Source organism: Pseudomonas fluorescens Q2-87, from assembly GCF_000281895.1.
Lineage (GTDB): Bacteria > Pseudomonadota > Gammaproteobacteria > Pseudomonadales > Pseudomonadaceae > Aquipseudomonas > Aquipseudomonas fluorescens_S.
Genome location: NZ_CM001558.1, coordinates 4,744,382 through 4,770,466, shown reverse-complemented (window position 1 = coordinate 4,770,466; position 26,085 = coordinate 4,744,382). Strand labels below are relative to the sequence as shown.

General features: G+C 60.6%; 24 protein-coding genes. 9 read left to right on the top strand and 15 right to left on the bottom strand.

The window, feature by feature from the left end; all coding sequences use genetic code 11:
• The first annotated feature begins 2 nt into the window (after positions 1 to 2).
• The 4 genes from dinG to pdxH all read left to right on the top strand — a co-directional run bounded on the left by dinG (position 3) and on the right by pdxH (position 5,469).
• Positions 3 to 2,147 (top strand): ATP-dependent DNA helicase DinG, encoded by a 2,145-nt coding sequence (dinG, locus tag PFLQ2_RS06905; RefSeq protein ID WP_003184704.1) that lies wholly within the window; start codon positions 3 to 5, stop codon positions 2,145 to 2,147.
• Between the two features lie 265 nt (positions 2,148 to 2,412).
• Positions 2,413 to 3,558, top strand: coding sequence for an EstA family serine hydrolase (locus tag PFLQ2_RS06910; protein ID WP_003184702.1), 1,146 nt, complete (start codon positions 2,413 to 2,415; stop codon positions 3,556 to 3,558).
• Positions 3,559 to 3,675: 117 nt separating this feature from the next.
• Positions 3,676 to 4,797 (top strand): OmpA family protein, encoded by a 1,122-nt coding sequence (locus tag PFLQ2_RS06915; protein ID WP_003184700.1) that lies wholly within the window; start codon positions 3,676 to 3,678, stop codon positions 4,795 to 4,797.
• 24 nt (positions 4,798 to 4,821) lie between these two features.
• Positions 4,822 to 5,469, top strand: a complete 648-nt coding sequence (pdxH, locus tag PFLQ2_RS06920) for a pyridoxamine 5'-phosphate oxidase (protein ID WP_003184699.1) — start codon at positions 4,822 to 4,824, stop codon at positions 5,467 to 5,469.
• Here the strand turns inward: pdxH and PFLQ2_RS28105 are convergent.
• Positions 5,417 to 5,698 carry a hypothetical protein gene (locus tag PFLQ2_RS28105; RefSeq protein ID WP_050551583.1) on the bottom strand — a complete coding sequence of 94 codons (282 nt, stop codon included), beginning with the start codon at positions 5,696 to 5,698 and terminating at the stop codon, positions 5,417 to 5,419. The genes pdxH and PFLQ2_RS28105 overlap by 53 nt on opposite strands.
• A 170-nt stretch (positions 5,699 to 5,868) precedes the next feature.
• Here PFLQ2_RS28105 and PFLQ2_RS06925 point away from each other — a divergent pair, with 170 nt between their 5' ends.
• Positions 5,869 to 6,333, top strand: coding sequence for a glycine zipper 2TM domain-containing protein (locus PFLQ2_RS06925; RefSeq protein WP_003184697.1), 465 nt, complete (start codon positions 5,869 to 5,871; stop codon positions 6,331 to 6,333).
• A gap of 278 nt (positions 6,334 to 6,611) precedes the next feature.
• Here the strand turns inward: PFLQ2_RS06925 and nhaA are convergent, their stop codons facing one another.
• On the bottom strand, positions 6,612 to 7,799 hold the full coding sequence (gene nhaA / locus PFLQ2_RS06930) for a Na+/H+ antiporter NhaA (RefSeq protein WP_003184695.1): 1,188 nt from the start codon (positions 7,797 to 7,799) through the stop codon (positions 6,612 to 6,614).
• Positions 7,800 to 8,067: 268 nt separating this feature from the next.
• Here nhaA and PFLQ2_RS06935 point away from each other — a divergent pair, with 268 nt between their 5' ends.
• Positions 8,068 to 9,162 carry a PLP-dependent cysteine synthase family protein gene (locus tag PFLQ2_RS06935; protein ID WP_003184693.1) on the top strand — a complete coding sequence of 365 codons (1,095 nt, stop codon included), beginning with the start codon at positions 8,068 to 8,070 and terminating at the stop codon, positions 9,160 to 9,162.
• A 148-nt stretch (positions 9,163 to 9,310) separates the two neighbouring features.
• Here PFLQ2_RS06935 and PFLQ2_RS06940 read toward each other — a convergent pair whose 3' ends face one another.
• The 3 genes from PFLQ2_RS06940 to PFLQ2_RS06950 form a co-directional block, all read right to left on the bottom strand.
• Complete coding sequence (locus PFLQ2_RS06940; protein WP_003184691.1) at positions 9,311 to 10,924, bottom strand: NAD(P)/FAD-dependent oxidoreductase; 1,614 nt, start codon at positions 10,922 to 10,924, stop codon at positions 9,311 to 9,313.
• Positions 10,925 to 11,046: 122 nt separating this feature from the next.
• Complete coding sequence (locus PFLQ2_RS06945; RefSeq protein ID WP_003184689.1) at positions 11,047 to 11,721, bottom strand: COG3650 family protein; 675 nt, start codon at positions 11,719 to 11,721, stop codon at positions 11,047 to 11,049.
• Positions 11,722 to 11,782: 61 nt separating this feature from the next.
• Positions 11,783 to 12,382, bottom strand: coding sequence for a short chain dehydrogenase (locus PFLQ2_RS06950; protein ID WP_003184688.1), 600 nt, complete (start codon positions 12,380 to 12,382; stop codon positions 11,783 to 11,785).
• Positions 12,383 to 12,488: 106 nt separating this feature from the next.
• On the opposite strand from PFLQ2_RS06950, the gene PFLQ2_RS06955 reads away from it, so the two are divergent.
• Complete coding sequence (locus tag PFLQ2_RS06955) at positions 12,489 to 13,403, top strand: LysR family transcriptional regulator (RefSeq protein WP_003184685.1); 915 nt, start codon at positions 12,489 to 12,491, stop codon at positions 13,401 to 13,403.
• Positions 13,404 to 13,525: 122 nt separating this feature from the next.
• Here the strand turns inward: PFLQ2_RS06955 and PFLQ2_RS06960 are convergent, their stop codons facing one another.
• The 9 genes from PFLQ2_RS06960 to PFLQ2_RS07000 all read right to left on the bottom strand — a co-directional run bounded on the left by PFLQ2_RS06960 (position 13,526) and on the right by PFLQ2_RS07000 (position 21,245).
• Positions 13,526 to 14,005: a DoxX family protein gene (locus PFLQ2_RS06960; RefSeq protein WP_003184684.1), complete on the bottom strand. Its 480-nt coding sequence runs from the start codon at positions 14,003 to 14,005 to the stop codon at positions 13,526 to 13,528.
• Positions 14,002 to 14,772: a DNA-binding domain-containing protein gene (locus PFLQ2_RS06965; RefSeq protein WP_003184682.1), complete on the bottom strand. Its 771-nt coding sequence runs from the start codon at positions 14,770 to 14,772 to the stop codon at positions 14,002 to 14,004. Before PFLQ2_RS06965 ends, PFLQ2_RS06960 begins: the two co-directional genes overlap by 4 nt.
• Positions 14,769 to 15,638 carry an MNIO family bufferin maturase gene (bufB, locus tag PFLQ2_RS06970; RefSeq protein WP_003184680.1) on the bottom strand — a complete coding sequence of 290 codons (870 nt, stop codon included), beginning with the start codon at positions 15,636 to 15,638 and terminating at the stop codon, positions 14,769 to 14,771. The genes PFLQ2_RS06965 and bufB overlap by 4 nt, the downstream gene beginning before the upstream one ends.
• Before the next feature lie 25 nt (positions 15,639 to 15,663).
• On the bottom strand, positions 15,664 to 15,969 hold the full coding sequence (locus tag PFLQ2_RS06975; protein WP_003184677.1) for a BufA1 family periplasmic bufferin-type metallophore: 306 nt from the start codon (positions 15,967 to 15,969) through the stop codon (positions 15,664 to 15,666).
• Positions 15,970 to 16,244: 275 nt separating this feature from the next.
• Positions 16,245 to 16,946, bottom strand: a complete 702-nt coding sequence (locus PFLQ2_RS06980) for an ABC transporter ATP-binding protein (protein WP_003184675.1) — start codon at positions 16,944 to 16,946, stop codon at positions 16,245 to 16,247.
• Positions 16,947 to 17,714 carry a high-affinity branched-chain amino acid ABC transporter ATP-binding protein LivG gene (livG, locus tag PFLQ2_RS06985; protein ID WP_003184673.1) on the bottom strand — a complete coding sequence of 256 codons (768 nt, stop codon included), beginning with the start codon at positions 17,712 to 17,714 and terminating at the stop codon, positions 16,947 to 16,949.
• Positions 17,711 to 18,967: a high-affinity branched-chain amino acid ABC transporter permease LivM gene (locus tag PFLQ2_RS06990; RefSeq protein WP_003184670.1), complete on the bottom strand. Its 1,257-nt coding sequence runs from the start codon at positions 18,965 to 18,967 to the stop codon at positions 17,711 to 17,713. Before PFLQ2_RS06990 ends, livG begins: the two co-directional genes overlap by 4 nt.
• On the bottom strand, positions 18,964 to 19,887 hold the full coding sequence (gene livH, locus PFLQ2_RS06995; protein WP_003184668.1) for a high-affinity branched-chain amino acid ABC transporter permease LivH: 924 nt from the start codon (positions 19,885 to 19,887) through the stop codon (positions 18,964 to 18,966). The genes PFLQ2_RS06990 and livH overlap by 4 nt, the downstream gene beginning before the upstream one ends.
• A 230-nt stretch (positions 19,888 to 20,117) precedes the next feature.
• Complete coding sequence (locus PFLQ2_RS07000; RefSeq protein ID WP_003184667.1) at positions 20,118 to 21,245, bottom strand: branched-chain amino acid ABC transporter substrate-binding protein; 1,128 nt, start codon at positions 21,243 to 21,245, stop codon at positions 20,118 to 20,120.
• Between the two features lie 339 nt (positions 21,246 to 21,584).
• On the opposite strand from PFLQ2_RS07000, the gene PFLQ2_RS07005 reads away from it, so the two are divergent.
• Positions 21,585 to 21,890 (top strand): DUF2288 domain-containing protein, encoded by a 306-nt coding sequence (locus tag PFLQ2_RS07005; RefSeq protein WP_003184664.1) that lies wholly within the window; start codon positions 21,585 to 21,587, stop codon positions 21,888 to 21,890.
• A 300-nt stretch (positions 21,891 to 22,190) separates the two neighbouring features.
• On the opposite strand, the gene PFLQ2_RS07010 is transcribed toward PFLQ2_RS07005, so the two are convergent.
• Entirely contained in the window at positions 22,191 to 24,368 is a 2,178-nt protein-coding gene (locus PFLQ2_RS07010) for a hypothetical protein (RefSeq protein WP_003184661.1), read from the bottom strand.
• A gap of 367 nt (positions 24,369 to 24,735) precedes the next feature.
• Between PFLQ2_RS07010 and PFLQ2_RS07015 the strand changes: the two genes are divergently transcribed.
• Positions 24,736 to 26,085, top strand: a complete 1,350-nt coding sequence (locus PFLQ2_RS07015) for a spinster family MFS transporter (RefSeq protein ID WP_003184659.1) — start codon at positions 24,736 to 24,738, stop codon at positions 26,083 to 26,085.

Sequence of the window (26,085 nt, the reverse complement as noted above, 5' to 3'; positions counted from 1 at the left end):
TCATGATCAGCACCGAACTCAAAACCACGATCCAGGGCGCCTATTCGCGTTTTCTCGAAGCCAAGAGCCTCAAGCCGCGATATGGCCAGCGCCTGATGATTGCCGAAGTGGCAAAAGTCCTGGGTGACATCGACACCGACGACGAAGGCCGGCGCAGTGGCGAGCCCGCCGTCGTGGCGGTCGAGGCCGGCACCGGTACCGGCAAGACCGTGGCCTACAGCCTGGCGGCCATCCCCACCGCCAAGGCCGCCGGCAAACGCCTGGTGATCGCCACGGCCACCGTCGCCCTGCAAGAGCAGATCGTCTACAAGGACTTGCCCGACCTGATGCGCAACAGCGGCTTGAACTTCACGTTCGCCCTGGCCAAGGGGCGCGGACGCTACATGTGCCTGTCCAAGCTCGACATGTTGCTGCAGGAAGGCCAGGCGCAGACCGCCACGGCCCAGCTGTTCGAAGAAGAAGGCTTCAAGATCGAAGTCGACGAGGCGAGCCAGAAGCTGTTCACCAGCATGATCGAGAAACTGGCCGGCAATAAGTGGGACGGCGACCGCGACAGCTGGTCCACGGCCCTGGAAGATGCCGACTGGTCCCGCCTGACGACCGACCATAGCCAATGCACCAACCGTCATTGCCCGAATTTCGGCCAGTGCGCCTTCTATAAGGCCCGCGAAGGCATGGGCAAGGTCGACGTGATCGTCACCAACCACGACATGGTGCTGGCCGACCTGGCCCTGGGCGGTGGCGCAGTGCTGCCGGACCCGCGGGACACGATCTATGTGTTCGACGAAGGCCATCACCTGCCGGACAAGGCCATCGGCCATTTTGCCCACTACACGCGGCTGCGTTCCACCGCCGACTGGCTGGAGACCACCGCCAAGAACCTCACCAAGTTGTTGGCCCAACACCCGCTGCCAGGAGACCTGGGCAAGTTCATCGAACAAGTGCCGGAGCTTGCCCGGGAGATCAAGACCAACCAGCAGTTCATGTTCACAGCTTGTGAGCAGGTGGCCGATTTCAAGCCCGGCGAAGACGTCGAGGGCCGTGAGCGACCACGCCATCGTTTTGTCGGCGGGGTGATTCCCGAGCACATGCGCGAGATGGGCATCGAGCTCAAGAAAGGCTTCGCGCGCTTGACCGACTTGTTCACCCGCCTGACCGACCTGCTCAAGGAAGGCATGGATGGCGAGGTCAATATCGGCATCGCCAGCAACCAGGCCGAGGAATGGTATCCGCTGTTCGGCAGCCTGTTGTCTCGTTCGCAAGGCAACTGGGAACTGTGGACCGCATTCACGGTTGAAGACCCGGAAGACAACCCGCCGATGGCACGGTGGCTGACCCTGGCCGAAAGCGGTTCGCTGTTCGACATCGAGGTCAATGCCAGCCCGATCCTGGCAGCGGACATGCTGCGGCGCAATTTGTGGAACGTGGCCTATGGCGCGCTGGTGACATCCGCCACCCTGACCGCCCTGGGCACCTTCGACCGCTTCCGCATGCGTGCCGGCCTGCCGAAAAAAGCCGTGACCGCCGTGGTCCCGAGCCCCTTCCACCATGCCGATGCTGGCGTGCTGCGGGTGCCGGACCTCAAGGCCGATCCTCGGGACGCCGCCGCCCATACCGCCGCGATCATCCGCGACCTGCCGGAACTGGTGGAAGGCTCACGGGGCACCCTGGTGCTGTTTTCCTCGCGCAAACAGATGCAGGACGTGTTCGATGGCCTTGACCGTGACTGGCGCAAACAGGTTTTCATCCAGGGCAACCTGTCGAAGCAGGAAACCCTCAACAAGCACAAGGCGCGGGTCGATGGCGGGGATTCCAGCGTGCTGTTCGGCCTGGCGAGTTTTGCCGAAGGCGTGGACTTGCCCGGTGCCTACTGCGAGCACGTGGTGATCGCCAAGATCCCGTTCTCGGTCCCGGACGATCCGGTGGAAGCGGCGCTGGCCGAATGGATCGAAGCCCGTGGCGGCAACCCGTTCATGGAAATCTCCGTGCCGGACGCCTCGCTGAAGCTGGTCCAGGCCTGTGGTCGCTTGCTGCGTACCGAAGAAGACCGCGGCACCATCACGTTGCTCGACCGCAGGTTGGTGACCCAGCGCTACGGCAAGGCGATCCTCAATGCGTTGCCGCCGTTTCGGCGGGAAATTTCCTGACGGAGCCGCTCTGGCGATGGACGCTGTTGTGGCGAGGGAGCTTGCTCCCGCTGGGCTGCGCAGCAGACCCGAATCCCGGCATCGCGGTGCGCCAGGCTGATCACGACCAGATTTCCGAGGGGGCTGCTTCGCAACCCAGCGGGAGCAAGCTCCCTCGCCACACGGATCAGTGTCCCGCCAGCCGTCCTGTGGCGGTTCCCAAAAACCCTAATGCCTGAAACAATGCCAGCCACTCTGAAAAGTCTTTGTTTCAAAGGAGTTGCGGGTGCAGATTCAAGGTCATTATGAGCTTCAGTTCGAAGCGGTGCGTGAAGCCTTCGCGGCACTGTTCGACGATCCTCAAGAGCGCGGTGCGGCGCTGTGTATCCAGGTCGGTGGCCGCACGGTGATCGATCTGTGGGCCGGCACGGCTGACAAGGATGGCAGTGAAGCGTGGCACAGCGACACCATCGCCAATCTGTTTTCCTGCACCAAGACCTTCACGGCCGTCACTGCCCTGCAACTGGTGGCCGAAGGCAAGTTGCAACTGGACGCCCCGGTTGCCCGCTATTGGCCAGAATTCGCTGCGGCCGGCAAGGCCTCCATTACCCTGCGCCAGTTGCTCTGCCATCAGGCCGGGCTCCCGGCGTTGCGCGAACTGCTGCCGCCCGAAGCGCTGTATGACTGGCAAACCATGGTCGATGCGCTGGCCGCTGAAACACCGTGGTGGACGCCGGGCGAAGGCCACGGTTACGCCGCGATCACTTACGGTTGGCTGGTTGGCGAGTTGTTGCGCAGGGCTGACGGTCGTGGTCCGGGCGAATCCATCGTGGCCCGGGTCGCCAAACCGTTGGGGCTGGATTTTCATGTAGGCCTGGCCGACGAAGAGTTTCACCGCGTGGCCCATATCGCCCGCGGCAAAGGCAATGCCGGCGATGCGGCGGCCCAGCGTCTGTTGCAAGTGACGATGCGCGAACCCACGGCCATGACTACCCGCGCATTCACCAACCCGCCGTCGATCATGACCAGCACCAACAAACCGCAATGGCGGCGCATGCAGCAGCCGGCGGCCAACGGCCACGGCAATGCGCGCAGCCTGGCAGGGTTCTACGCCGGGCTGTTGGACGGAAGCTTGCTGGAAGGCGAAATGCTTGACGAGCTGACTCGCCAGCACAGCTTCGGCGAAGACAAGACACTGCTGACCCAGACCCGTTTTGGCCTGGGATGCATGCTCGACCAGCCGGACGTACCGAACGCGACCTACGGCCTCGGCCCGCGAGCATTTGGACATCCGGGGGCAGGGGGCTCCATCGGTTTTGCCGATCCAGAGCATGATGTGGCGTTCGGCTTCGTGACGAACACTCTCGGGCCTTATGTGTTGATGGACCCGCGCGCTCAGAACCTGGCGAGGGTACTTGCCACTTGTCTGTAAAAAGCCATTGAAGGCAGTGGACACAGGAACCTCGTGTCCTTTTCAGTTTCCAAGCGTCTGTTTATGCGGCCGAACCTGGCCTTTTATTTTTCATTCAAATCATTTTGTGGATATCCAATGTCATCGAATAAAACGCTCGCTCTGGCGCTGTGCTTCGCTATTACCGGTTGCGCACAAACCCCACAAAATGATGCCGAGGGCGGCAGTGGCTGGTGGCCGTTCGGTTCCTCCGACAAAGTGGCGGCCAAGGAAACGCCGCCAACGGCACCAACGGCTCCTCTGAAGCCGGCCGCCGTTGCACCCCAAGCCAAGGCCGAGGGTGCCACTCATGGGTGGTGGCCGTTTTCTTCCGACGACGGTGCCGACGTCGCCAAAAAAGATGCAGTGAAACCCGAAGCCAAGCCTGAAGCCAAGGCGCCGGCCATTGCCAAGGCCGAAGCCGAAAGCAACGGCAAATGGTGGTGGCCGTTCGGTGGCAAGGACCAGGAAACCGCCAAGGCGGTGCCGATGCCGGACCCAAAAGTCACCCAGGCCTGGCTCGACGACTACGAGCCGAAGCTGCGCACGGCCATCCAGGACAGCAAGCTGGAACTTGAACGTCGCGACAACGTGTTGGTGGTCACCGCTCCGGTGGACAGCTCGTTCAACCCGGACCGTCCGGCCATGTTGCTGCCAGTGACCCTCGGCCCCTTCACCCGCGTTGCGAAAATCCTCGAGGCAGATCCGAAGACCGCCGTGCTGATTCTGGGTCACGCCGACACGTCGGGCGCTGCACCGGCCAACCTGAAGCTCAGCCAGGAACGTGCCCAGTCCGTGGCGGCGATTTTCCGTCTCAGCGGCTTGCAGCGTGACCGCTTGATGCTGCGCGGCATGGGCGCAGTGGCACCCCGTGCGGCCAATGACAGCGTGGAAGGCCGCGCCTTGAACCGCCGTGTGGAGTTGCTGGTGACCCCGCAGAACACCATGGTTGCGCTGTTGAGCAAATACAACATGCCGGCGCCGGCCCCTGTAACGATGGTGGCGGCCCAGGACGTCAAGCCTGCCGCCCCGGCCCCGACGCCAGCGGCGAAAAAAGCAACGACCCCGGCCACCAAGAAAGCCCCGGCCAAAAAGGCCGCCGCCAAGGCTCCAGCGAAAAAAGCGCCGGCCAAGACCACGACCCCGGCGAAGAAACCCCAACCGGCCAAAGCCGCCACCGATACCAAGAAAGTCGCGGCCGCCGATACCTCCAAGCAGTGATGGGCTAACCACAAGGAATGCGTCATGACCCAAGCGCTGGCTGATATGCGCCGCGACTACACCCGCGATGGCCTGACCGAGGCGCAAGCCCCGGCCGAGCCGTTTGCATTGTTCCATCAGTGGTTCGCCGACGCAGTAAAAACCGAGCAGGCCCCGGTGGAGGCCAACGCCATGACCCTGGCGACGGTGGATGCAGATGGGCGTCCGCATTGCCGGATCCTGCTGCTCAAGGGGCTGGATGCCCAGGGCTTCACATTTTTCACCAACTACGACAGCGCGAAGGGGCAGCAACTGGCTGCGAACCCATTCGCGGCGATGACGTTTTTCTGGCCTTCCCTGGAGCGCCAGGTGCGAATCGAAGGCGAGGTGGTGAAGGTGACGGCGCAGGAGTCCGACGCCTATTACCAAGTACGCCCATTGGGCAGTCGTCTTGGGGCGTGGGCTTCACCCCAGAGCCGGGTAATTGCCGGACGCGGTGAGCTGGAAGACCTGCTCAAGGCCACCGAACAACGTTTCAGCGACAGTCAGCCTCATTGTCCGGAGCATTGGGGCGGTTACCGCTTGCTGCCCGAGCGCATCGAGTTCTGGCAGGGCCGCCCGAGCCGCCTGCACGATCGCCTCAACTACCGCCTGCAAGGGGCAAGTTGGATTCGCGAGCGCCTGGCGCCTTAGCCCCATAACCTGCCGCAGCGGTGTGCAGCCACTGCGGCAGATCCCGGCGCTTGATTCCCTGCTCCCGGGCGTGGGCCAGTTGTTCCAGCATGTAGGCCTTCTTCAGCTCATCCTTGCCCGCCAATGACAGCGCCAGGTCGCGGTCCATCCAGCGTTTGATCCGCACGTAGAGCCACCAATGGAAATACAGACCGGCAACGGTGGTGGCGATGATGATGAAGTAATCCATGAAAAAATCCTGGGTGGATGACGCAGGTTTCGGAAATTGGCGCTACTGTTTGGTGAATTTTTCGGGTGCGCCTGTATCCCACCTGAATGAAAGCAATTTTATCCCGGCCAGGCCGTGACAGGCGTCAAGCTGCGGAGTTTAATGAATCACTGTCTTTTGGAGTGGATCCTATGCGTAAGTCTGTTTTGCTGGTTGCTTCTTTTTCCACGATGGCGATGTTGCTCACTGGTTGTCAGTCGAGCCTGACCGGTGACTCTTACTCCCGTGACGAAGCGCGTCGCGTGCAGACGATTCGTATGGGGACTATCGAGTCCCTGCGTCCAGTGAAGATCGAAGGCACCAAGACCCCGATCGGCGGTGCGGCTGGTGCGGTGGTTGGTGGTGTCGGCGGTAGCGCCATCGGTGGTGGCCGTGGCAGCATCGTCGCCGCAGTGATCGGCGCCGTGGCGGGTGGGCTGATCGGCTCCGCTACTGAAGAAGGCCTGACTCGGACGCAGGGTGTGGAAATCACCGTTCGCGAAGACGATGGCAGCATGCGTGCCTATGTGCAGCAGGTGCAGGAGAACGAGGTGTTCCGGGTGGGTGAGCGGGTTCGTATTTCTACTGTGGATGGTACGAGTCGCGTATCGCACTGATTGACGGGCGAGACTCATGACCAAAACGCCCTTGTCCTACCACGTGGTTCCTCGCCTGGGCTCGGCATGCCCTCATGGTTAACGGGGGGCCCAGATCAAAAGCTAGCGCGAGGCGGCCTTATAACCGGCCTGTCTCTTCGGCTGTAACCCGATCCAATTGTGGGAGCGAGCTTGCTCGCGAAGGCAGCGTCATAGCCAATGAAATTGTTGGATGTGCCGGCCTCTTCGCGAGCAAGCCCGCTCCCACAGGGACGGCGGGCGTATATCAGATGTCCTAATCAGGACCCCAGCACCGCCTGCTTTCTGCTGGCTGCTGCCACCACCGCGTAACCCAACAACGCCGCCAGGATCGAACCGGTGAGGATTCCCATCCGGTCCATGCCCGCGTAGTCGCTCACACCAGGCTCGAACGCCAGGGAGCCGACGAACAGGCTCATGGTGAAACCAATACCGCACAAGATCGCCACGCCCAATATCTGGCCCCAGTTGGCCCCGGCCGGCAGGCTGGCGATGCCGATTTTCACGGCCAGCCAGGTCAGGCCGAAGACTCCAACGGTCTTGCCCAGCAGCAGCCCGACGGCAATGCCCATCGGCACGTGGTGGGTGAAGCTTTCGACGGTGACGCCGCTCAGCGACAGGCCGGCATTGGCGAAGGCGAACAGCGGCAGGATGCCGTAGGCCACCCAGGCATGCAGGGCATGTTCCAAGGTCAGCAGCGGTGAGGTTTCGGCGTTTTTCGTGCGCAGCGGAATGCAGAACGCCAGGGTCACTCCGGCCAGGGTGGCATGGACACCGCTCTTGAGCACACAGACCCAGAGAATCAGGCCAACGACCATGTAGGGCCCGAGCTTGACCACGCCCATTCGGTTCATTGCCACCAGCGCGGCGATGCAGGCCGCGGCCAGCATCAGTGACAACGTGGACAGGGCACCGGAGTAGAAAATGGCGATGATGATAATCGCGCCCAGGTCGTCGATGATCGCCAGGGTCATCAGGAACAACTTGAGTGACACCGGCACCCGCTTACCCAGCAAGGCCAGTACACCGAGGGCGAAAGCGATGTCGGTGGCGGTCGGGATCGCCCAGCCTGCGAGGGCGGCGGGATTGTCGCGGTTGAGGAACCAATAGATCAGCGCAGGCACCAGCATGCCGCCGATCGCCGCCGCGCCAGGCAAGACGATTTGCGAAGGTTTCGACAGTTGCCCATCGAGCACCTCACGTTTGACTTCGAGGCCGATGAGCAGGAAAAACATCGCCATCAGGCCGTCGTTGATCCACAGCAGCAGAGGCTTGGCGATCTTCAGGGCGCCCACCTGGGCGACCACCGGCGTATCCAACAGGCCGTTATAGAGCCAAGAGAGGGGCGAATTATTGATGACCAGCGCCAGCACGGCGGCGGCGATCAGCAACAGGCCGCTGGCCGCTTCGAGTTGGAAGAAACGTGTCAGAGAATTGCGTAGAGCCAAGATTGCTCTCCATTCATCGAATCAAAAAGATGGCACACCCTAACCCGTACTGTTAGTTGTTAAAACAAAAGTTATATTCTTTTTTGTTATATGTCGTTACAACGCCTTTGCCAGGCGGTCGGGCAGTTACCGGTCATATTGGACCTTAGCTGTACCTGTGCGCGATGTCGGTTTTTTCCTAAACTTGTGACTGGTTTTTCCGAAACCAGGCCGTACCTGGCTGACCGCGCGGTTTCCCTGCGTCGAACCGATCCTGTGAGACAACACCATGAATGAGCACCGCCAATGGGCGCGTGAAGCGATCCGTATCATTGAAGCTGACTTCCAGCGCAGCGCCGATACTCACCTGATCCCGCTGCCGCTGCCCGGCTTGCCAGGCATCGAGCTGTACTTCAAGGATGAATCCAGCCATCCCACCGGTAGCCTCAAGCATCGATTGGCACGGTCGTTGTTTCTCTACGCATTGTGTAACGGCTGGCTCAAGCCGGGTGCTCCGGTGATCGAAGCCTCCAGCGGCTCGACGGCGATCTCCGAAGCGTACTTCGCCAGGTTGTTGGGGTTGCCATTCATTGCGGTGATGCCCGCCACCACCTCTCGGGAAAAAATCGCACAAATCGCCTTCTACGGCGGCCAGAGTCATCTGGTGGATGATCCTACGCAGATCTACACCGAATCCGAACGCCTGGCCCGCGAGCACGACGGCCACTTCATTGACCAGTTCACCTATGCCGAACGGGCCACGGACTGGCGGGCCAACAATAATATTGCCGAGTCGATTTTCCAGCAGATGCGCTTCGAGCGGCACCCGGAGCCGAGCTGGCTGATTTCCAGTCCTGGTACCGGCGGCACTACGGCCACCCTGGGGCGCTACGTTCGCTATCGTCAACATGGCACTCGCGTGTTGTGTGCCGACGCCGAGCGTTCGGTGTTCTTCGACTACTACCGCAGCGGCGATGCCAGCCTGCGCCTGGATTGTGGCTCGCGCATCGAAGGCATTGGCCGGCCGCGAGTCGAAGCGTCGTTTTTGCCGAAAGTCATCGATGCGATGGTCAAGGTGCCTGACGCCTTGTCGCTGGCAGCCATGCACTATCTGGCCCAGCGCCTGGAACGGCGGGTCGGTGGTTCCAGCGGCACCAACCTGATCGGCGCATTGATTGCCGCGCGGCAGATGGTGGAAGCCGGCGAGTCGGGGTCGATCGTGGCGATCTTGTGCGATGGTGGCGAGCGCTATGCGACCACCTATTACGACCCGGTGTGGCTCAAGGCCCAGGGGTATGAATTGAGTGAACTGATGGATGTCGTGGCGGCAAGTGTGGAGCGGGGCGAGGCGCTGCCGGAGAGTGTGTTGCGGGCCAATATCTGACCTTGAAGACACTTAGGTCTTTTGTGGGAGCGGGCTTGCTCGCGAAGGCGGTGGGTCAGTCAACTTATCGGTGAATGATGTACAGCATTCGCGAGCAAGCCCGCTCCCACAGGGTCATGCTATCTACTTAGCCTGAGTCATTGGCCCCTCAGGCTTCGAGACCGAGGATATCCCGTGCCACCGCTTCGGCAATGCGGATTCCGTCCACGCCTGCCGACAGGATCCCCCCCGCGTAACCAGCACCTTCGCCGGCGGGGAACAGGCCCTTCACGTTCAGGCTCTGCAGCGACTCATCGCGGGTAATGCGCAGGGGCGATGAAGTGCGGGTTTCGATACCAGTCAGCACGGCATCATGCAGCGAGTAGCCGCGGATCTGTTTCTCGAACGCCGGCAAGGCTTCGCGGATGGCCTCGATAGCAAAGTCCGGCAGGGCCAGGGCCAAGTCGCCCAGCGAGACGCCCGGCTTGTAGGAAGGTTCGACGCTGCCCAGGGCCGTCGATGGCTTACCGGCGATGAAATCACCCACCAGTTGCGCCGGCGCTTCGTAGTTGCTGCCGCCAAGCACGAAGGCGTGGGATTCGAGGCGTTCCTGCAACTCGATCCCTGCCAGCGGACCGCCCGGATAATCCACTTCCGGGGTGATACCCACGACGATGCCGGAGTTGGCGTTGCGCTCATTGCGCGAATATTGGCTCATGCCGTTGGTCACGACGCGGTTCGGCTCGGAGGTCGCCGCCACCACGGTGCCGCCCGGGCACATGCAGAAGCTGTACACCGAACGGCCATTCTTGGCGTGGTGCACCAGTTTGTAATCGGCGGCGCCGAGTTTCGGGTGCCCGGCGTATTTGCCCAGGCGCGCGCTGTCGATCAGCGATTGCGGATGTTCGATACGGAAACCCACCGAGAACGGCTTGGCCTCCATGTAGACGCCGCGGCTGTGAAGCATGCGGAAAGTGTCCCGGGCGCTGTGGCCCAAGGCCAGGATCACATGTTTCGAATGAATGCGTTCACCACCGGCCAGTTCGACGCCGACCAGTTGGCCGTCCTCGATCAGCACATCGGTGACCCGCTGCTGGAAGCGCACCTCGCCCCCCAGGGCGCGAATCTGCTCACGCATGTTTTCCACCACGCCGGTCAGGCGGAACGTGCCGATGTGCGGCTTGCTGACGTAGAGGATTTCTTCCGGTGCCCCGGCCTTGACGAATTCGTGCAGGACTTTGCGGCCGAGGAATTTCGGGTCCTTGATCTGGCTGTAGAGCTTGCCGTCGGAGAATGTCCCGGCGCCCCCTTCACCGAATTGCACATTGGACTCGGGGTTGAGCACGCTTTTACGCCACAGGCCCCAGGTGTCCTTGGTGCGCTGGCGGACTTCCGGGCCGCGCTCCAGGACGATCGGCTTGAAGCCCATCTGTGCCAGCAACATCGCGGCGAAGATCCCGCAGGGTCCGAAGCCGACCACGATCGGGCGCTCGCTCAGGTCAGCCGGCGCCTGGCCAACCACTTTGTAGCTGATATCCGGCGCTTCGTTGACGTTACGGTCATCGGCGAACTTGCGCAGCAGGGCGGCTTCATCGCGTACCGCCAGGTCGATGGTGTAGATGAAGCACAGTTCGGAAGATTTCTTGCGCGCATCGTAGCTGCGCTTGAACAAGGTGAAGTCGAGCAGATCATCGCTGGCGATGCCCAGGCGCTGCAGGATGGCAGGGCGCAGGTCTTCTTCGGGATGATCGATCGGCAGCTTGAGTTCGGTGATTCGTAACATGACGGGGATCCGGTTCGCGGGGCGCACAACTGCGCCAAGGCGTTTGAAGCCGGCGATTATAAGCTGCAATCCCCGGTTCCCCTACAATGCTGTTCACTTAAAGCAGCCGTGACACAACGGAATCAGTCGTTACGTGCGCCACCGAAATAGGCGCAGCCGCGCTGGACCTGGCCATTGACCCGCAGTTCGGCGCTCATGTGTTGCACGCTGCCGGTCACGCTGTCGACGCAGCGCTGGGGCGCAACCCAGAGTTCGACCTTCTGGCCATTGGCTTCGGTGCTGAGGTTGAACCGGCCGTCGCCCAGTTGCTCCTCCATGAAAGGCACCGCCAGTGGCGCTTGGCCCTCGCGCTCGAGCACCAGGCCCTTGCCGTTGGCCTTGAGGTTCCACTCAGGCCCGTGGCCAGCGGCGCGCAGGATCAACAATTTGAAGTTCACGTCGTCGCAAGCAGTCCCCGAGCGCTCCAGGCGATACAGCTGTTCCAGGTTCAATTGGCTATCGGTTCCGGCCGTCGCGCTGGAGACGACATAGCCCCGGACATCGGCAAACAGCTTGCCCCGGTCATCCGCCAGGCTGGCGGCCTGCTGCAGCACACTGGTGCCACCGCTGTCGTTGACGATGTATCGGCGCTGTTCCTGGCAGGGCTGGAACACCAGCTTGCCATCGGCTGCGGTGAGTTCGCCCTGCGTGCGCGTCTGGCCGGCATGGGAGGCGCTCTGACGCGGTGCGTCGAGCAATTGACAGCCGGCGAAGAGCGGCAGGAGGGCGACAAACAGCAGGGAGCGGGCGGCACGCATCATTGGGTCTCCAGACAAGTGCCGCCACGTTACTCAGACTGATCCTGCATCACAAGGGGAGTTAGCCCACGTGAAACGTCTGACCGGTCTGTAGGCCTTCGACGCTCTTGGCGTAAGCCAAGGCGACATCAGCCGCCGGCACCGGCTTGAAGCCGCGGAAGTAGGGGGCATATTTGTCCATGGCTTCGAGCAAGACGTTCGGGCTCACCGAGTTGACCCGCAAGCCCCGTGGCAATTCGATTGCCGCCGCCCGCACGAAACTGTCCAGAGCACCGTTGACCAGGGCCGCCGACGCGCCGCTCTTGATCGGGTCGTGGCTGAGCACGCCGGTGGTCAAGGTGAACGACGCACCGTCGTTGGCGTATTCGCGACCGATCAGCACCAGGTTGACCTGGCCCATCAGTTTATCCTTCAGGCCCAGGGCGAAACTTTCTTCCGTCATATCGCCCAAGGGTGCAAACGTGACATTGCCAGCCGCGCAGACCAGGGCATCGAAGCGACCGGTCTTTTCGAACAGGGCGCGGATCGAGGCGCTGTCGCTGATGTCCACGTGCAGTTCACCGCTTTGGCGACCGATCCGAACGATTTCGTGGCGCGGCGACAGTTCATTATCAATGGCCGAACCGATGGTGCCATTGGCGCCGATCAACAGGATTTTCATGAGTGGGTCCTCAAAGGGTGTGAATGAGCTTGTAGTCTAGAGCGGATTTTTCCAGCGATAATCCTGCTAATAGGCAACCTTTGGTTTTCATTTGGAAACAATCCCGATGAGCGAGATGGATGATTTGGCGGCATTTGCCGTATTGATGGAGGCCGGCAGCTTCACCCTGGCTGCCCAACAATTGGGATGTAGCAAAGGCCAGTTGTCCAAGCGGATCAGCGGATTGGAAAGCCGGTTTTCCGTGGTGTTGCTGCAACGCACCACGCGACGCCTGAGCCTTACGGCGGCTGGGGCGGCGTTGTTGCCCCAGGCCCAGGCATTGCTGGTGCAGGTGGAAAGGGCGCGTCAGGCGTTGGCGCGGTTGAAGGACGATGTTTCCGGGCCGGTGCGCATGACCGTTCCTGTTTCGCTGGGCGAAACCTTTTTTGAAGGTTTGCTGCTGGAGTTCGCGCGCACCTATCCCAACGTACAGATCGAGTTGGAACTGAACAACGGTTACCGTGACTTGACCCGCGATGGTTTCGACCTGGCGATCCGCTCCGACGCCGCCATCGACGATCGCCTGGTGGCCCGGCCGCTGTTGGCGTGGCACGAAATGACCTGCGCCAGCCCGGCTTACCTCGAGCACTATGGCGAACCCGAGACACCCCAAGCCCTGGCTGACCATCGCTGCTTGCTGAACAGCCATTACAGTGGTCGGGAAGAATGGCTTTATCACCAGCAACACGAATTACTGCGGGTCCGGGTGTCGGGGCCGTTCGCCAGCAATCACTACAGCCTGTTGAAGAAAGCTGCCCTGGCTGGTGCAGGTATCGCTCGGTTGCCGTCTTACTTGCTGCATGAGGAACTGGCCGATGGACGCCTGCGCTGGTTGTTGCGCGATTACCAGACCCGGCGCATGCCGATGTACCTGGTGCATCCGTATCAGGGGGGCTTGCCCAAGCGCACCCAGGTGCTGGCCGACTATTTGATCGACTGGTTCAAGCGCAGCGGCGAGGCACTGGATCGGCTGCAGCGATAGTCCATTCGTTGGATACCCTTTGTGGGAGTGGGCTTGCTCGCGAAGGCGGCGGCACATTAGGCATTTATGCAAGCTGATCCACCGCCTTCGCGAGCAAGCTCGCTCCCACAGGGGGGCTGTGTTCAGTTGTGGGCGTAACGCTTGGCAATCAGATGATCGATCGACAGCACCCCCGGCCCATGGGCTATCAGGTAGAGCAAGACCGCCGCCCAGGTGCCATGGGTCGGGTAGGCATCCGGGTAGACGAACAGTTGAATGGTCAAGGTCATCCCCAGCAAGGCCAGCGCGGATAAGCGTGTCGCCAGACCCAGCAGAATCAGCACCGGGAACACATGCTCGGCGGAGGCCGCCAGGTGCGCGGCCAGTTCCGGCGACAGCAACGGCAAGGCGTATTCGCTTTTGAACAAGGGAATGGTGGAGTCCGCCAGATGCGGCAGGCTGATCTGGAAGGTGCCGTCGAACAGGTCGATGGCCAGGCCTTCGATTTTGGTTTGGCCGGATTTCCAGAACACCGCGGCGATGGAAAAACGGGCAATAAAGGCGATCAGGCTATGAGGGATTTTCTCCAGCCATTGAATGAAACCAGCAATCAGAGCGTTCATTGGGTTACCTGTGCAGGTAGGAGATCAATAATGGCTTGATGGCGGATGAGCCCCGCCAGGATGTGCTTCAGGTTGAGATCGGTGTGGTGCTCGATTGCGGCCTCCATGGCCGTCGTAAGGGGCAGGCCCTGCTGCAAGGAAGTGATCAAGGCAAGGGCGCCGTGACTGATTGCGAGCACCTCCACGTCGAGGCCGTTGCGCAGTAACAGTGCGTTTTGCGCAGAACGCGGTTCGAACGGTACCGGAGGCTCTTGCTGATGGGCGGCCCAGATCGCGACCACCGCGAAAGGTGATTGCAGCAGGCGCAGTGATGGGTGAAAAACAAACTTCAAATCCGCTGCAAGCGCAGGGGACGACAGCACTTCCACGATTCGCGCCTGGCTCATGGGCTGGGCGTCGGCTGCATGCCCAGCCTCGACTTGCAGCCGCTCCAGGCGGGCTACGTCCGCCAAATAGGGCACGCAGGCGGCGGGTTCGAAATGTTCGATAAAGTTGGCAAACTCGGCGCCGTAGTCGCTCATGATCGGGCTGCGCGGTGCTGCTAGTTGAATGTATACATCGGCCATGCCTTGGAAAAATGCCTTGCCCACCAGTTGCGCCACCACGGGGTAATTGTCGGCCAAGGCGTTGATCAATGAGCTGAGCACGTTGTTGCGGTACACCGCGAAGCGGCTCTCAGGATCGGCGCCATTGGCGCTGATCAGTCCCGGCGGACAGGCCAGGCGCGGGTCGAGCAGGGCCGCGGCAAATTCGCTCTGGCGTTTCATGGCCGGGCTCCAGCGGTGCTTAACAGTCGCTCGGCCTGGCGTGCTTCGGTCAGTAGCACCTCCAATGCGGGGATGTGGTTGTCCCGCTCGATCAGGGTGGCTACCGGCCCGGTCTGTTCCAGGACCTTGCGATACAGCCGCCAGACTTCGTTATCGATGAGGGCGCCGTGGTTATCTATCAGCAGACGCTCGCCGAGGCTGTCGGTGTCTTCGGCAAAGCCGGCCAGGTGAATTTCCCCGGTCGCTTGCAGGGGCAGGGCGTCGAGGTAGGCCAGTGGATCGCGGCAGTGGTTGACGCACGAAACGTAGAGGTTGTTCACATCCAGCAGCAGACCGCAGCCGGTGCGACGAATGACTTCGCTAATGAAGTGTGGCTCGTCGAGGGTCGAGGCTTCGAACGCCAGGTAGGTGGCCGGGTTTTCCAACAGCAGCTTGCGTTTGAGGCAGGACTGCACCTGGTCGATGTGTTCGCAGACGCGCTCAAGGGTCGGCTCATCGTAGGCCAGGGGCAGCAGGTCATTGAGAAACACCGGGCCGTGGCTGGACCAGGCCAGGTGTTCGGAAAAGGACTGGGGCTGATAGCGTTCGATCAGTGCGGCCAGGCGCTGCAAATGTGCGACATCCAGCGGCTCCTCCCCGCCGATTGACAGACCGACGCCGTGCAACGACAACGGGTACTGTTCGCGTATCCGCCCCAGGTAGTGATGAAGTGGCCCGCCAGCCACCATGTAATTTTCTGCGTGCACTTCGAAAAAACCCAGATCCGGTAGGGTCTGGAGCACCTCACGAAAATGCTCACTCTTGAGCCCCAACCCTGCCCTTGGCGGCAGCCGGTTATCAGTGGCGAGGGATGGGGTATTCAACATGGTGACGGGCCTCAGGCAGACGCGATCAGGACTTGGCTTTGAACGCTTCGAGCTGGCCGAAACCAGTCGGGGAGGTTTTGCTTTCCAGGGTGGTGCAAGTGCCTTTGGGTACCGATTTCCAGGCGTTGCCCTGATAGTCCATTTTCGCGGTACCGGCGCAGGTGGTACCGGCGCCGGCGGCGCAGTTGTTCATGCCTTTGAGGGCAACACCGAAGCATTTTTCCATGGTGTCGTCAGCTGCGTGGACGGTCGAGACAGCTGTCATGCTCAGGGCAGAACCCAGGGCGAGGACCAGGGCGGTGGCGGACAGGGTGCGGGTCGAAGCAGTCATGATGATTCTCCAGTCATTCAGGGAAATGAACCGGCGTTAGCGCCGGTCTGCTGAACTAGAGAGGGGAGGTGGAGGAGTGTTACAGCGGATTTCGGATTTTTTTTATTTACTGCAAAACCCGTGGCGAGGGAGCTTGCTCCCGCTCGGTTGCGCAGCAACCGCAAAATCTTGGGGCCGCTTCGCAGCCCAGCGGGAGCAAGCTCCCTCGCCACAAAGTCATTCACTTGAGATCCAGATAAAAAAACGGCCCGAAGGCCGTTTTTTTTACATGTCACTCAACCGCCCAGATACGCCTCGCGCACTTTCGGATCGGTCAGCAAGGCTTCACCGGTGCCTTGCATTACCACGCGACCGTTCTCCAACACATACGCCCGGTCGGCGATTTTCAGCGCCTGGTTGGCGTTCTGCTCCACCAGGAACACCGTCACGCCATCCTTGCGCAGTTGTTCGATGATGTCGAAGATCTGCTGGATGATGATCGGTGCCAGGCCCAGGGAAGGCTCGTCGAGCAGCAGCAGCTTGGGCTTGCTCATCAGCGCACGGCCGATGGCGAGCATCTGCTGTTCGCCGCCGGACATGGTGCCGCCGCGCTGGGTAAAGCGTTCTTTCAGGCGTGGGAAAAGGTGCAGCACCTTGTCCATTTGTTCCTGATAATCGCCCTTATCGGTGAAAAATCCGCCCATGGCGAGGTTTTCTTCCACGGTCAGCCGGGCAAATACCCGACGACCTTCCGGCACCACAGCGATGCTCTTGCGCATGATTCGCGCAGAGTCCTGGCCCACCAGTTCCTCACCCATGTAGCGGATGCTGCCGCTGTGGGCTTGGGGCGAACCGCAGAGCGTCATCAACAGGGTAGACTTGCCGGCGCCGTTGGCTCCGATCAGCGTCACGATTTCGCCTTGGCGGACTTCGACGTTGACGCTGTGCAGGGCCTGGATCTTGCCATAGAAGGTGGAAACGTTTTCGAACTGCAGCATTTACGCTTCCCCCAGGTAGGCTTTGATCACTTCAGGATTGTCGCGGATCTGTTCCGGTGAACCGTCGGCCAGGGGGGTGCCCTGGTTGATCACGACGATGTGGTCGGAAATGCTCATGACCAGCTTCATGTCATGTTCGATCAGCAGCACGGTGACGTTGTGCTCCTCACGCAGCACGCCGATCAGCGCCTTCAGGTCTTCGGTTTCCTTCGGGTTCAGGCCGGCGGCCGGTTCGTCGAGCATGAGGATCCGCGGACGGGTCATCATGCAGCGGGCGATTTCCAGGCGCCGTTGCTGACCGTAGGCCAGGGTGCCGGCGGTACGGTTGGCGAACTCGGTGAGGTTGACCTTGTCCAGCCAGTATTCGGCGTACTCCATGGCCTCGCGTTCGCTCTTGCGGAACGCCGGAGTCTTGAACAAACCGGCAAAGAAGTTGGTGTTCAAGTGACGGTGCTGGGCGATCAACAGGTTCTCGACCGCCGTCATGTCCTTGAACAGCCGCACGTTCTGGAAGGTACGCACCACGCCCTTGCGAGCGATGTGGTGGCCGGGCAGGCCCTGGATCGGCTCGCCGTCCAGCAGGATGGTGCCGCCGGTGGGCTGGTAGAAGCCGGTCAGGCAGTTGAACACCGTGGTCTTGCCCGCGCCGTTCGGCCCGATCAACGCAACCACTTGTTTCTCTTTCACGGTCAGGGCCACGCCGTTGACCGCCAGCAAACCGCCGAAGCGCATGCTCAAGTTTTCGACTTTCAGAATCTCGCGGCTCATTTGCGCAGCTCCATGTGGGGGCGTTGCATAGGCAGCAGACCTTGAGGACGCCAGATCATCATCAGCACCATCAAGGCGCCGAACATCAACATGCGGTATTCGCTGAATTCACGCATCATTTCCGGCAACAGGATCATCACGATGGCCGCCAGGATCACGCCCAACTGCGAGCCCATCCCACCCAGCACCACGATGGCGAGGATGATCGCCGACTCGATGAAGGTGAAGGATTCGGGCGTCACCAGGCCCTGGCGGGCGGCGAAGAAGCTACCGGCAAAACCGGCGAACGCGGCACCGAGGGTGAAGGCCGACAGCTTGATCACGGTCGGGTTGAGACCCAGGGCACGGCAGGCGATCTCATCTTCACGCAATGCTTCCCACGCACGGCCGATCGGCATGCGCAGCAGGCGGTTGATGACGAACAGCGCGGCCAGGGCCAGCAACAGGGCAACCAGGTAAAGGAAGATCACCTTGTTGATCGAGCTGTATTCCAGGCCGAAGTACTCGTGGAAGGTCTGCAGGCCTTCGGCGGCGGTTCTCTCGAAAGTCAGTCCGAAGAACGTTGGCTTGGGGATGTTGCTGATACCGTTCGGGCCACCGGTGATGTCGGTCAGGTTGCGCAGGAACAGACGGATGATCTCGCCAAAACCCAGGGTCACGATCGCCAGGTAGTCACCGCGCAAGCGCAGCACCGGGAAGCCCAGCAGGAAACCGAAGGTGGCGGCCATCATCCCGGCAATCGGCAGGCAGATCCAGAAACTCAGGCCGAAGTAGTGGGACAGCAGCGCATAGCTGTAGGCACCGACGGCGTAGAAGCCGACGTAACCCAGGTCCAGCAGGCCGGCCAGGCCTACGACGATGTTCAGGCCCAGGCCCAGCATCACGTAGATCAGGATCAGCGTGGCAATGTCCACCGCACCGCGGGAACCGAAGAACGGCCACACCAGGGCCACGACGATCAGCGCCAATACGATCCAGCGCTGGGTGGTCGGCAGGGTCAGGAAGTTGCTGGCCTTGGCCGGGATCACCGGCAAGCCGGGCGAAGACTTCCACGCCGCGCTGATCTGCGTGCTGAACAGCACGCGCAGGAACATCAACAGCGAACACACGGCGATGGTCATCAGGATAGCCGGACTGGTGCCATGCACTTCCAGGTTGATGCCGACGATGGTCAGTTTGAGACCGAGTACCGGATAGGCCACGGCCCAGACCAGCAGGGCGCTGAAGAGCGCCGATTTGAGATGCCTAGTCATACTTTTTCAACCTCCGGGCGGCCCAGGATGCCGGTCGGCCGGAATAACAGAACCAGAACCAACAAGCCGAACGCCACGACGTCCTTGTACTGGTCACCGAAGATGTCGGCGCCAAAGGCTTCCGCGACGCCCAGTACCAGCCCGCCGAGCATGGCGCCGGGGATACTGCCGATACCGCCCAGTACTGCGGCGGTGAAGGCTTTGAGGCCTACGAGGAACCCGGCGTTGGGGTTGATCACGCCGTATTGCATGCTCAACAGCACCGCGGCGATGGCCGCCAGGGCCGCACCGATGACGAAGGTCAGGGCGATGATGTTGTTGGTGTTGATGCCCAGCAGGTTGGCCATCTTGATGTCTTCGGCGCAGGCGCGGCAGGCGCGACCCAGGCGAGAGCGGGAGATGAACAGCGTGAGGCCGAGCATGGCGACCAAGGTCACCACGAACACCACGATTTGCATGTAGGAAATCAGCACTTCATGTGCGCCACCTGGCCCGATGGAAAAATTGCCCGGGATCAGGTTGGGAATGGATTTGTCCTTGGAGTCTTGCGAAAGCAGTACCGTGTTCTGCAGGAATATCGACATGCCGATGGCGGAAATCAGCGGGATCAGACGGTTGCTGCCGCGCAGGGGGCGGTAGGCGATTCGTTCGATGCTGTAGCCATAGGAACTGGTGACGACGATGCTCGCGAGAAACGCCGCGGTCATCAACAGCGGGACACTGTCGAGTCCCATCATGCTCAGCCCGGCAATGGCGATGAACGCCACGTAGGAGCCGATCATGTACACCTCGCCGTGGGCGAAGTTGATCATTCCAATGATGCCGTAGACCATCGTATAGCCGATGGCGATCAGGGCATACGTGCTGCCAACGGTCAGGCCGTTAACCAGCTGCTGGAAGAAGTGATAGATGTCAGGCATTACAGCGCTCCTAAAAACCTGATACGCATTTCACTGGTGGAGTCATTTTCCCGCCCGGGTCCCGTGGATCTGCATCCACTTCGAACACGAGGTTTGCCAGCGAACCGCTGATGACGGTTTTGAGATTTTCAGGTGGGGAGACTGGCGGATCACGCCAGCGCGGCCCAATACATTTAAAACAAAGCCCACGGCACGCCGTGGGCTTTATTGGCAGTCAGTCAGGCAAGGCCTTACTGAGGCGAAGCTTCGGTTTTAGGTTTGCCGAAATGCCACTCGTAGACCACGAACTTGAAGTCCTTCAGGTCGCCCTTCGCGTCAAAGCTCAGGTCACCGGTTGGGGTCTTGAAAGTGCCTTTGTGGATGGCTTCAGCCACTTTGGCCGCGTCTTCGCTCTTGGCCGCTTCGATACCACCGGCAATCACCTGGACAGCGGAGTAGGACGGGAACACGAACGGACCGCTCGGGTCTTCTTTCTTGGCCTTGAATGCATCAGCCAGGGCAACGTTGGCAGGATCCTGGTCGAAGGATTTCGGCAGGGTCACCAACAGGCCTTCGGAAGCATCCTTGGCAATCTGCGAAATCGAGTCGTTACCCACGCCTTCCGGACCCATGAACTTGGCTTTCAAGCCTTTTTCCTGGGATTGACGCAGGATCAGGCCCAGCTCCGGGTGGTAGCCGCCGTAGTAGACGAAGTCGACGTTGGCTTGCTTGAGCTTGGCGATCATCGAGGAGAAGTCTTTGTCGCCGGCGTTGACGCCTTCGAAGACCGCCACTTTCACGCCTTTGCCTTCGAGGGTTTTCTTCACGGCGCTGGCGATGCCTTCACCGTACTGCTGCTTGTCGTGCAGGACCGCAACGATCTTCGGCTTGACGTGGTCGGCGATGTAGTTGCCGGCCGCAGGGCCTTGGGCGCTGTCCAGGCCGATGGTGCGGAAGATCATCTTGTAGCCACGAGCGGTGATGTCCGGGCTGGTAGCGGCCGGGGTGATCATCACGACGCCTTCGTCTTCGTAGATGTCCGAAGCTGGCTGGGTGGAGCTGGAGCACAGGTGGCCGACCACGAACTTGACGCCGTCGTTGACGACTTTGTTCGCGACCGCGACCGCTTGTTTTGGATCGCAGGCGTCATCGTATTCAACGGCGACGAGCTGCTTGCCGTCGACGCCGCCCTTGGCGTTGATCTGTTCGATGGCCATCTTGGCGCCACTGAACTGCATGTCGCCGTATTGGGCTACAGGGCCGGTCTTTGGGCCGGCGATGCCGATCTTGATGGTGTCGGCGGCGAACGAATGGCTGGCAACCCCTGCCAGAACCATAGCGGCAAACAGTTTGGAAATCTGCTTAGTAGCCTTAGTCATAGTGCTCCACTCATGCTGTTGTAGTTTTTATAGTCCTGGCGCCGTAGCAGCAGAACCGGGTCAGATATCTTGGATATCCTCGCGGAAAATGCCCCCGGCAACTGTACCGGTACAGTGTAGAGCGCCGATTGTTGGCAAGGGAAGCTGGCGCTTGGGGGCAAAACCTGAGGGTGTCGCTTTATTGAAAGAAAAAGACAGAATAGCGGCGGGGGCTGTCATGACATCTCGGCAATCCCTGGCGTTCCTGTGTTCTTCAATCGGTACTCCATTTGCTACCGGGTTTTTCTGCCAGACCACCGACGTTATCATTCGCGCCGATTTCTTTTCCGGACAGGTCCCATGAATCAAGAACCTAGCACCCTCTATGCCAAGCTGCTTGGTGAAACCGCATCCATCACCTGGAAGGAGCTGGAGCCGTTCTTTGCCAAGGGTGCCCTATTGTGGGTCGACCCGGCACTGGATCTGATCGCCGCCGCCGAAGCCGTCGCCCAGGACGAAGGTACCAAAGTCGCCGCCTGGCTGGCCGCGGACCAGCTCGCCAAGCTGTCTGAAACGCGGGCGCTGGATTTTCTGGAACGTAATCCGCAGCTTTGGGCGGTGGTGGTTTCACCTTGGATAATGATCCAGGAAAGAGCATCAAACTGATCAGTGCACCAATTTGGTTCGCGATTTCGACCCTTCAAAAGTGTGTAGGTGCGTAGCGTGATGGCCACCTGCCGTGGTGAAACGCCACAGGGGAGGGTGACGTATACGTAACGGGAACAGTTTGGGGGGCAGCCTTTGGGCTGCTCAATTGTTTCTGGATGTTGTCGCGATGGTGTATTCAAGGCCGCATTCGCGAGCAAGCCCGCTCTCCCACAGTGGACCGCATTCCTTCTGAAGAAACGCGGTTCCATGTGGGAGCGGGCTTGCTCGCGAAAGGCGCGACGCGGTATCAAACCCGCCTCAATAACTCTTGCCCGTATGGTTATTCAAGGAAATAACCTTGGTCTTGCCAATACGGTGACGGTAGATCTCGCGCAGGTACTTGATCGACTTCTTCACGCAGTCGCGGGACAGGCGGATGTCGTTGATCGAGACGAATTTTTCCTTGTCGTTGATCAGCTCGCGGTACTTCTTCTCGTACATCGGCTTGATCGCATACCAGTTGGTGTCGAGGATCTTCGCCGGGTTCTCGAATTCGTTGAGCAGCTCGTCGATCCGTGCCTCGTCGAAGTCCTCGTTGATGATGAAGTCCAGGATCGAGTTGTCCAGGGTGTCGTCGAAGCGATATGGCGTGCGCGCAAAGCAGCGCTTGATAAAGGCCACGATCAACGTCAGGAAGTCATCCGACAGGCACGGGCTCTTGGCGATCAGGGTGGTCAGCGACAGGTTGGCCGAAGCGCCGATCACCAGTGCGTAACGCTTGAGCGTGGTGTTGGGGAACAGGCTGTTGAGGTGGGTCTTGAGCCGGTTCAGGTCCATGTAGGACAGCTTGTAGTCCTTGGGCAGCGAGACGATGGACACCACCGACGAGCAATTCTTGAAGAAATGCAGGTCGTGCAGGGCCGCGGCGTCGTAGCCGGAATTCTTGTATTGCTCCAGCGAAGCCCGGTAGCGCTTGGATTCGATCGGCAACAGGCTGATGCCTTCGATGGCCTGGGTCACTTTGTTGAAGTGCGGCAGGTCGATGGAGCGGAAGAACAGATCATCGATGTTCAGGCGCGGCGGCTCTTTTTCGAACACCTTGAACTTGTCGCCGCTCGGCGCCGGGGTTTCCGGGACGACGGATTCGGCGTAGGCAATCGCCACCGGGCCGGCCAGGCTCATGAACAGGTCGTTGGCGTCCAGGCGAATGGTTTCGCCGATGTCGATGCCGGCACGGCGGAAGTAGTTCTGGTCGTAGTCGGTCGTGACGGCCTGGGCGGTCAGGATGTTGAAAATCTGCTGGGAGATGTATTGGTTGGCGTGCTTCTCCATGGCATTGACATCAATGTTCTGGATGTTGCCGTCATCGCTTTCTTCGGCATAACGCATGATGTCGTTGGAGATCAGCATCATTGCGTTCCACGGACGGATACGGCCCATCACGCTGGCTTCGCTGCTGTCTTCGTTGGCGAAGTTGTACGAGAAATCCCATTCTTCCGACAGGTATTTGCACAGCAGGCGTCCGGCGTTGATGTGCAGCGCCTCGGACATTTCGCTGCGGTGGTCGGAAATGTTCGGCAGCACGCAAATGCCACTGGTGAAGATCGGCTCGAAGACGAAGGAGTGGCCGCTCTTGCTGTCGTGTTCGTCCATCGGCTTGGTGTCGAACGTTTTGTTCATGTACGAATACTGCTGGGCCAGGCCGAATTCCGAGGCCATGCCCGAACCGGTACCGCCACCGGCACTGAAGATCGAGAAGTACAGGCGCGACTGGTTGGCCTTGATGCCGCAGCTGTCGATCAGGTACGAGTGGATCATTTTCCAATCGGGGCTGGAGAAGCGCTGGGTGTCCTTGTTCAGGATGATCTTGGCCAGGTACTGGCCCAGGATCGGCGCGTTACCGGCACCACCGGCGTGGACTTCCGACAAGTCCATGATTTTCATCTTGCTGTAGTCACGCAGGAAACCGCTTTTCTCGCCTTTGCGCGAGAAGCGGATGCGTCCGGCGATGTCTTTGTCCAAGTCGCCGAGCATCACCAGAGGCTCGACCAAGAACACCGGTTTGCTGGCCTTGTTGCTGCCCAGGCGCAGGTTATTGCGGATCCACTGCGTAGGGCGGTAGCCCTTGTCGCTGTAGCTTTTGTCTTCGGCGTTGAATTCGTTGAGGTAGAACTTGCGGGCGTTGTACACCAGCTCTGCCACGTCGAGGGCGATGTTGGAACCGCAGCGCCCCAGGCCGATCAGGCACACCGAGGGGAACTCCTGCTGCCCACGTTCGCTCTCGTCATCCACCAGATGAGGAGGGCGTGGGAACACGGCATCGCGCAGGCCATCGAGGTTGTCGAGGATGCGGTCGGTGTTGGTTTCGGTGAAATACAGATATTGCTGGGTCGCCAGGGATCGCGAGCTGCTCGAAAGCGTCGGGGCTTCAGGGCCGTTGGCGGCCGGGCTCAGGGTCAGATCGGAAACCGCAGTGGCTGTTTTTTTGGAAGTCATTGTGCGCCGTATGCCTGAACTGGTCGGTTCGACAATCTCTGTCATCGAACCATCGCGGATGGAAGCTCGCGTCCTGAATGGCGCGAAGGTCGGCCCAAGCGGTCAGGGCTACAGCCTGAGCAGCGCTGGGGAGAAACTTTTCCTGATCACGTTGAATCGGCCACGGAGCGATGATCTTTAACCGAAAAAAGGCAAAGTGATGGCAATTGTTACAAAGACTTGAGCGGCATCAAGAAATACCTGACGCGCCATGGTCGGGTATCAACCTTGCGAATGATTGGAGACAGTCCTCGCACTGCTGTCTAGATTGCAGGTTCCGGGCTCGGATGCCTCGCCGCTGCCCCATAACAATAAAAGAGACGGACCCATGCAGAACTCGACCCAAGCGGCGAATGCCTGGCGCATTCTGTTCCTGCTGTTCCTGGCCAACCTGTTCAACTTCTTCGATCGCACCATTCCGGCGATCATTATCGAGCCGATCCGTATGGAGTGGAGTCTCAGCGACTTCCAGATCGGGATCATCGGCACCGCGTTTACCATTGTCTACGCCATTGCCGGGCTGCCGCTGGGGCGCATGGCCGATACCGGTTCGCGCAGCAAGTTGATGGGCTGGGGCCTGGCAGCCTGGAGCGGACTGACGGCGGTCAACGGCCTGGTGGGCAGCTTCTGGGCTTTTCTCTTGGTGCGCATGGGCGTGGGTATTGGTGAAGCCAGTTATGCACCGGCCGCCAACTCGTTGATCGGTGATCTGTTCCCGGCCCATCGTCGGGCGCGGGCGATGGGCATCTTCATGCTCGGCCTGCCCCTTGGCCTGCTGTTGGCGTTCTTTACCATTGGCGCGATGGTCAAGGCGTTCGACAGCTGGCGTGCACCGTTCTTCATCGCGGCGGTACCGGGGCTGATGCTGGCGGTGTTCATGTTTTTCATCAAGGAACCCAAGCGCGGCGCGGCGGAAACCGTGCAAGTGTCCCAGGAGAAGGTCGACCGGCCTGTTCGTCGGGTATTGGCGATACCGACATTTCTTTGGTTGGTGCTGGCGGGGCTGTGCTTCAACTTTGCGACGTATGCCTGCAACTCGTTCCTGGTGCCGATGCTGCAGCGCTATTTCCTGATGCCGCTGCATGAGGCGGCCGTCGCCACCGGGATCATGGTGGGCGTGACCGGGTTGTTCGGCCTTACCCTGGGCGGCTGGGTCGCTGACAAGATTCACCAGCGCGTACCTAACGGCCGCCTGCTGTTCGCGGCGTTCAGCCTGGCGATCTCGACGGTCACCACGGCCTGGGCCCTGCGCGCGGGGCGTATTGAAATTGGCGTGTTCGTGGCGGTGTTCAGCGTCGGTTGGTTGTTTGCCTATAACTTCTACACCTGCGTCTACACGGCGATCCAGGACGTGGTTGAACCGCGCCTGCGCGCCACGGCGATGGCGTTGTACTTTGCCGGGCTTTATTTGCTAGGCGGGGGGCTGGGACCGGTGGTGGTGGGCGGGCTGTCCGATTACTTCGCCCGCACGGCGATGGCGGCGGCTGGCGTCGATCAGATGACCGAGGCGTTCAAGGCCATCGGGTTGCACGACGCGATGTATCTGATTCCGGTGGCGTTGTTTTTGACGATGGTGTTTTTGTTTATGTCTTCGCGGTGCTTTGTGAGGGATGCCAAGCGGATGAAGGAGGGAATGAGTGCGGTGGTGGTGCCGGGCGTTGCTGTGGCGGCGGCCTGA

Bases quoted from the DNA above. Each gene is read 5' to 3' on its own strand.
- PFLQ2_RS07015 (WP_003184659.1), top strand. From the start codon at position 24,736: ATGCAGAACTCGACCCAAGCGGCGAATGCCTGGCGCATTCTGTTCCTG.
- PFLQ2_RS06925 (WP_003184697.1), top strand. From the start codon at position 5,869: ATGCGTAAGTCTGTTTTGCTGGTTGCTTCTTTTTCCACGATGGCGATG.
- PFLQ2_RS06960 (WP_003184684.1), bottom strand. From the start codon at position 14,005: ATGAACGCTCTGATTGCTGGTTTCATTCAATGGCTGGAGAAAATCCCT.
- PFLQ2_RS06935 (WP_003184693.1), top strand. From the start codon at position 8,068: ATGAATGAGCACCGCCAATGGGCGCGTGAAGCGATCCGTATCATTGAA.
- dinG (WP_003184704.1), top strand. From the start codon at position 3: ATGATCAGCACCGAACTCAAAACCACGATCCAGGGCGCCTATTCGCGT.
- PFLQ2_RS28105 (WP_050551583.1), bottom strand. From the start codon at position 5,698: ATGGATTACTTCATCATCATCGCCACCACCGTTGCCGGTCTGTATTTC.
- PFLQ2_RS07005 (WP_003184664.1), top strand. From the start codon at position 21,585: ATGAATCAAGAACCTAGCACCCTCTATGCCAAGCTGCTTGGTGAAACC.
- PFLQ2_RS06950 (WP_003184688.1), bottom strand. From the start codon at position 12,382: ATGAAAATCCTGTTGATCGGCGCCAATGGCACCATCGGTTCGGCCATT.
- PFLQ2_RS06975 (WP_003184677.1), bottom strand. From the start codon at position 15,969: ATGACTGCTTCGACCCGCACCCTGTCCGCCACCGCCCTGGTCCTCGCC.
- PFLQ2_RS06915 (WP_003184700.1), top strand. From the start codon at position 3,676: ATGTCATCGAATAAAACGCTCGCTCTGGCGCTGTGCTTCGCTATTACC.
- pdxH (WP_003184699.1), top strand. From the start codon at position 4,822: ATGACCCAAGCGCTGGCTGATATGCGCCGCGACTACACCCGCGATGGC.
- bufB (WP_003184680.1), bottom strand. From the start codon at position 15,638: ATGTTGAATACCCCATCCCTCGCCACTGATAACCGGCTGCCGCCAAGG.
- PFLQ2_RS06945 (WP_003184689.1), bottom strand. From the start codon at position 11,721: ATGCGTGCCGCCCGCTCCCTGCTGTTTGTCGCCCTCCTGCCGCTCTTC.
- PFLQ2_RS06940 (WP_003184691.1), bottom strand. From the start codon at position 10,924: ATGTTACGAATCACCGAACTCAAGCTGCCGATCGATCATCCCGAAGAA.
- livG (WP_003184673.1), bottom strand. From the start codon at position 17,714: ATGAGCCGCGAGATTCTGAAAGTCGAAAACTTGAGCATGCGCTTCGGC.
- PFLQ2_RS07010 (WP_003184661.1), bottom strand. From the start codon at position 24,368: ATGACTTCCAAAAAAACAGCCACTGCGGTTTCCGATCTGACCCTGAGC.
- PFLQ2_RS06965 (WP_003184682.1), bottom strand. From the start codon at position 14,772: ATGAAACGCCAGAGCGAATTTGCCGCGGCCCTGCTCGACCCGCGCCTG.
- PFLQ2_RS06955 (WP_003184685.1), top strand. From the start codon at position 12,489: ATGAGCGAGATGGATGATTTGGCGGCATTTGCCGTATTGATGGAGGCC.
- PFLQ2_RS06990 (WP_003184670.1), bottom strand. From the start codon at position 18,967: ATGACTAGGCATCTCAAATCGGCGCTCTTCAGCGCCCTGCTGGTCTGG.
- livH (WP_003184668.1), bottom strand. From the start codon at position 19,887: ATGCCTGACATCTATCACTTCTTCCAGCAGCTGGTTAACGGCCTGACC.
- PFLQ2_RS07000 (WP_003184667.1), bottom strand. From the start codon at position 21,245: ATGACTAAGGCTACTAAGCAGATTTCCAAACTGTTTGCCGCTATGGTT.
- PFLQ2_RS06980 (WP_003184675.1), bottom strand. From the start codon at position 16,946: ATGCTGCAGTTCGAAAACGTTTCCACCTTCTATGGCAAGATCCAGGCC.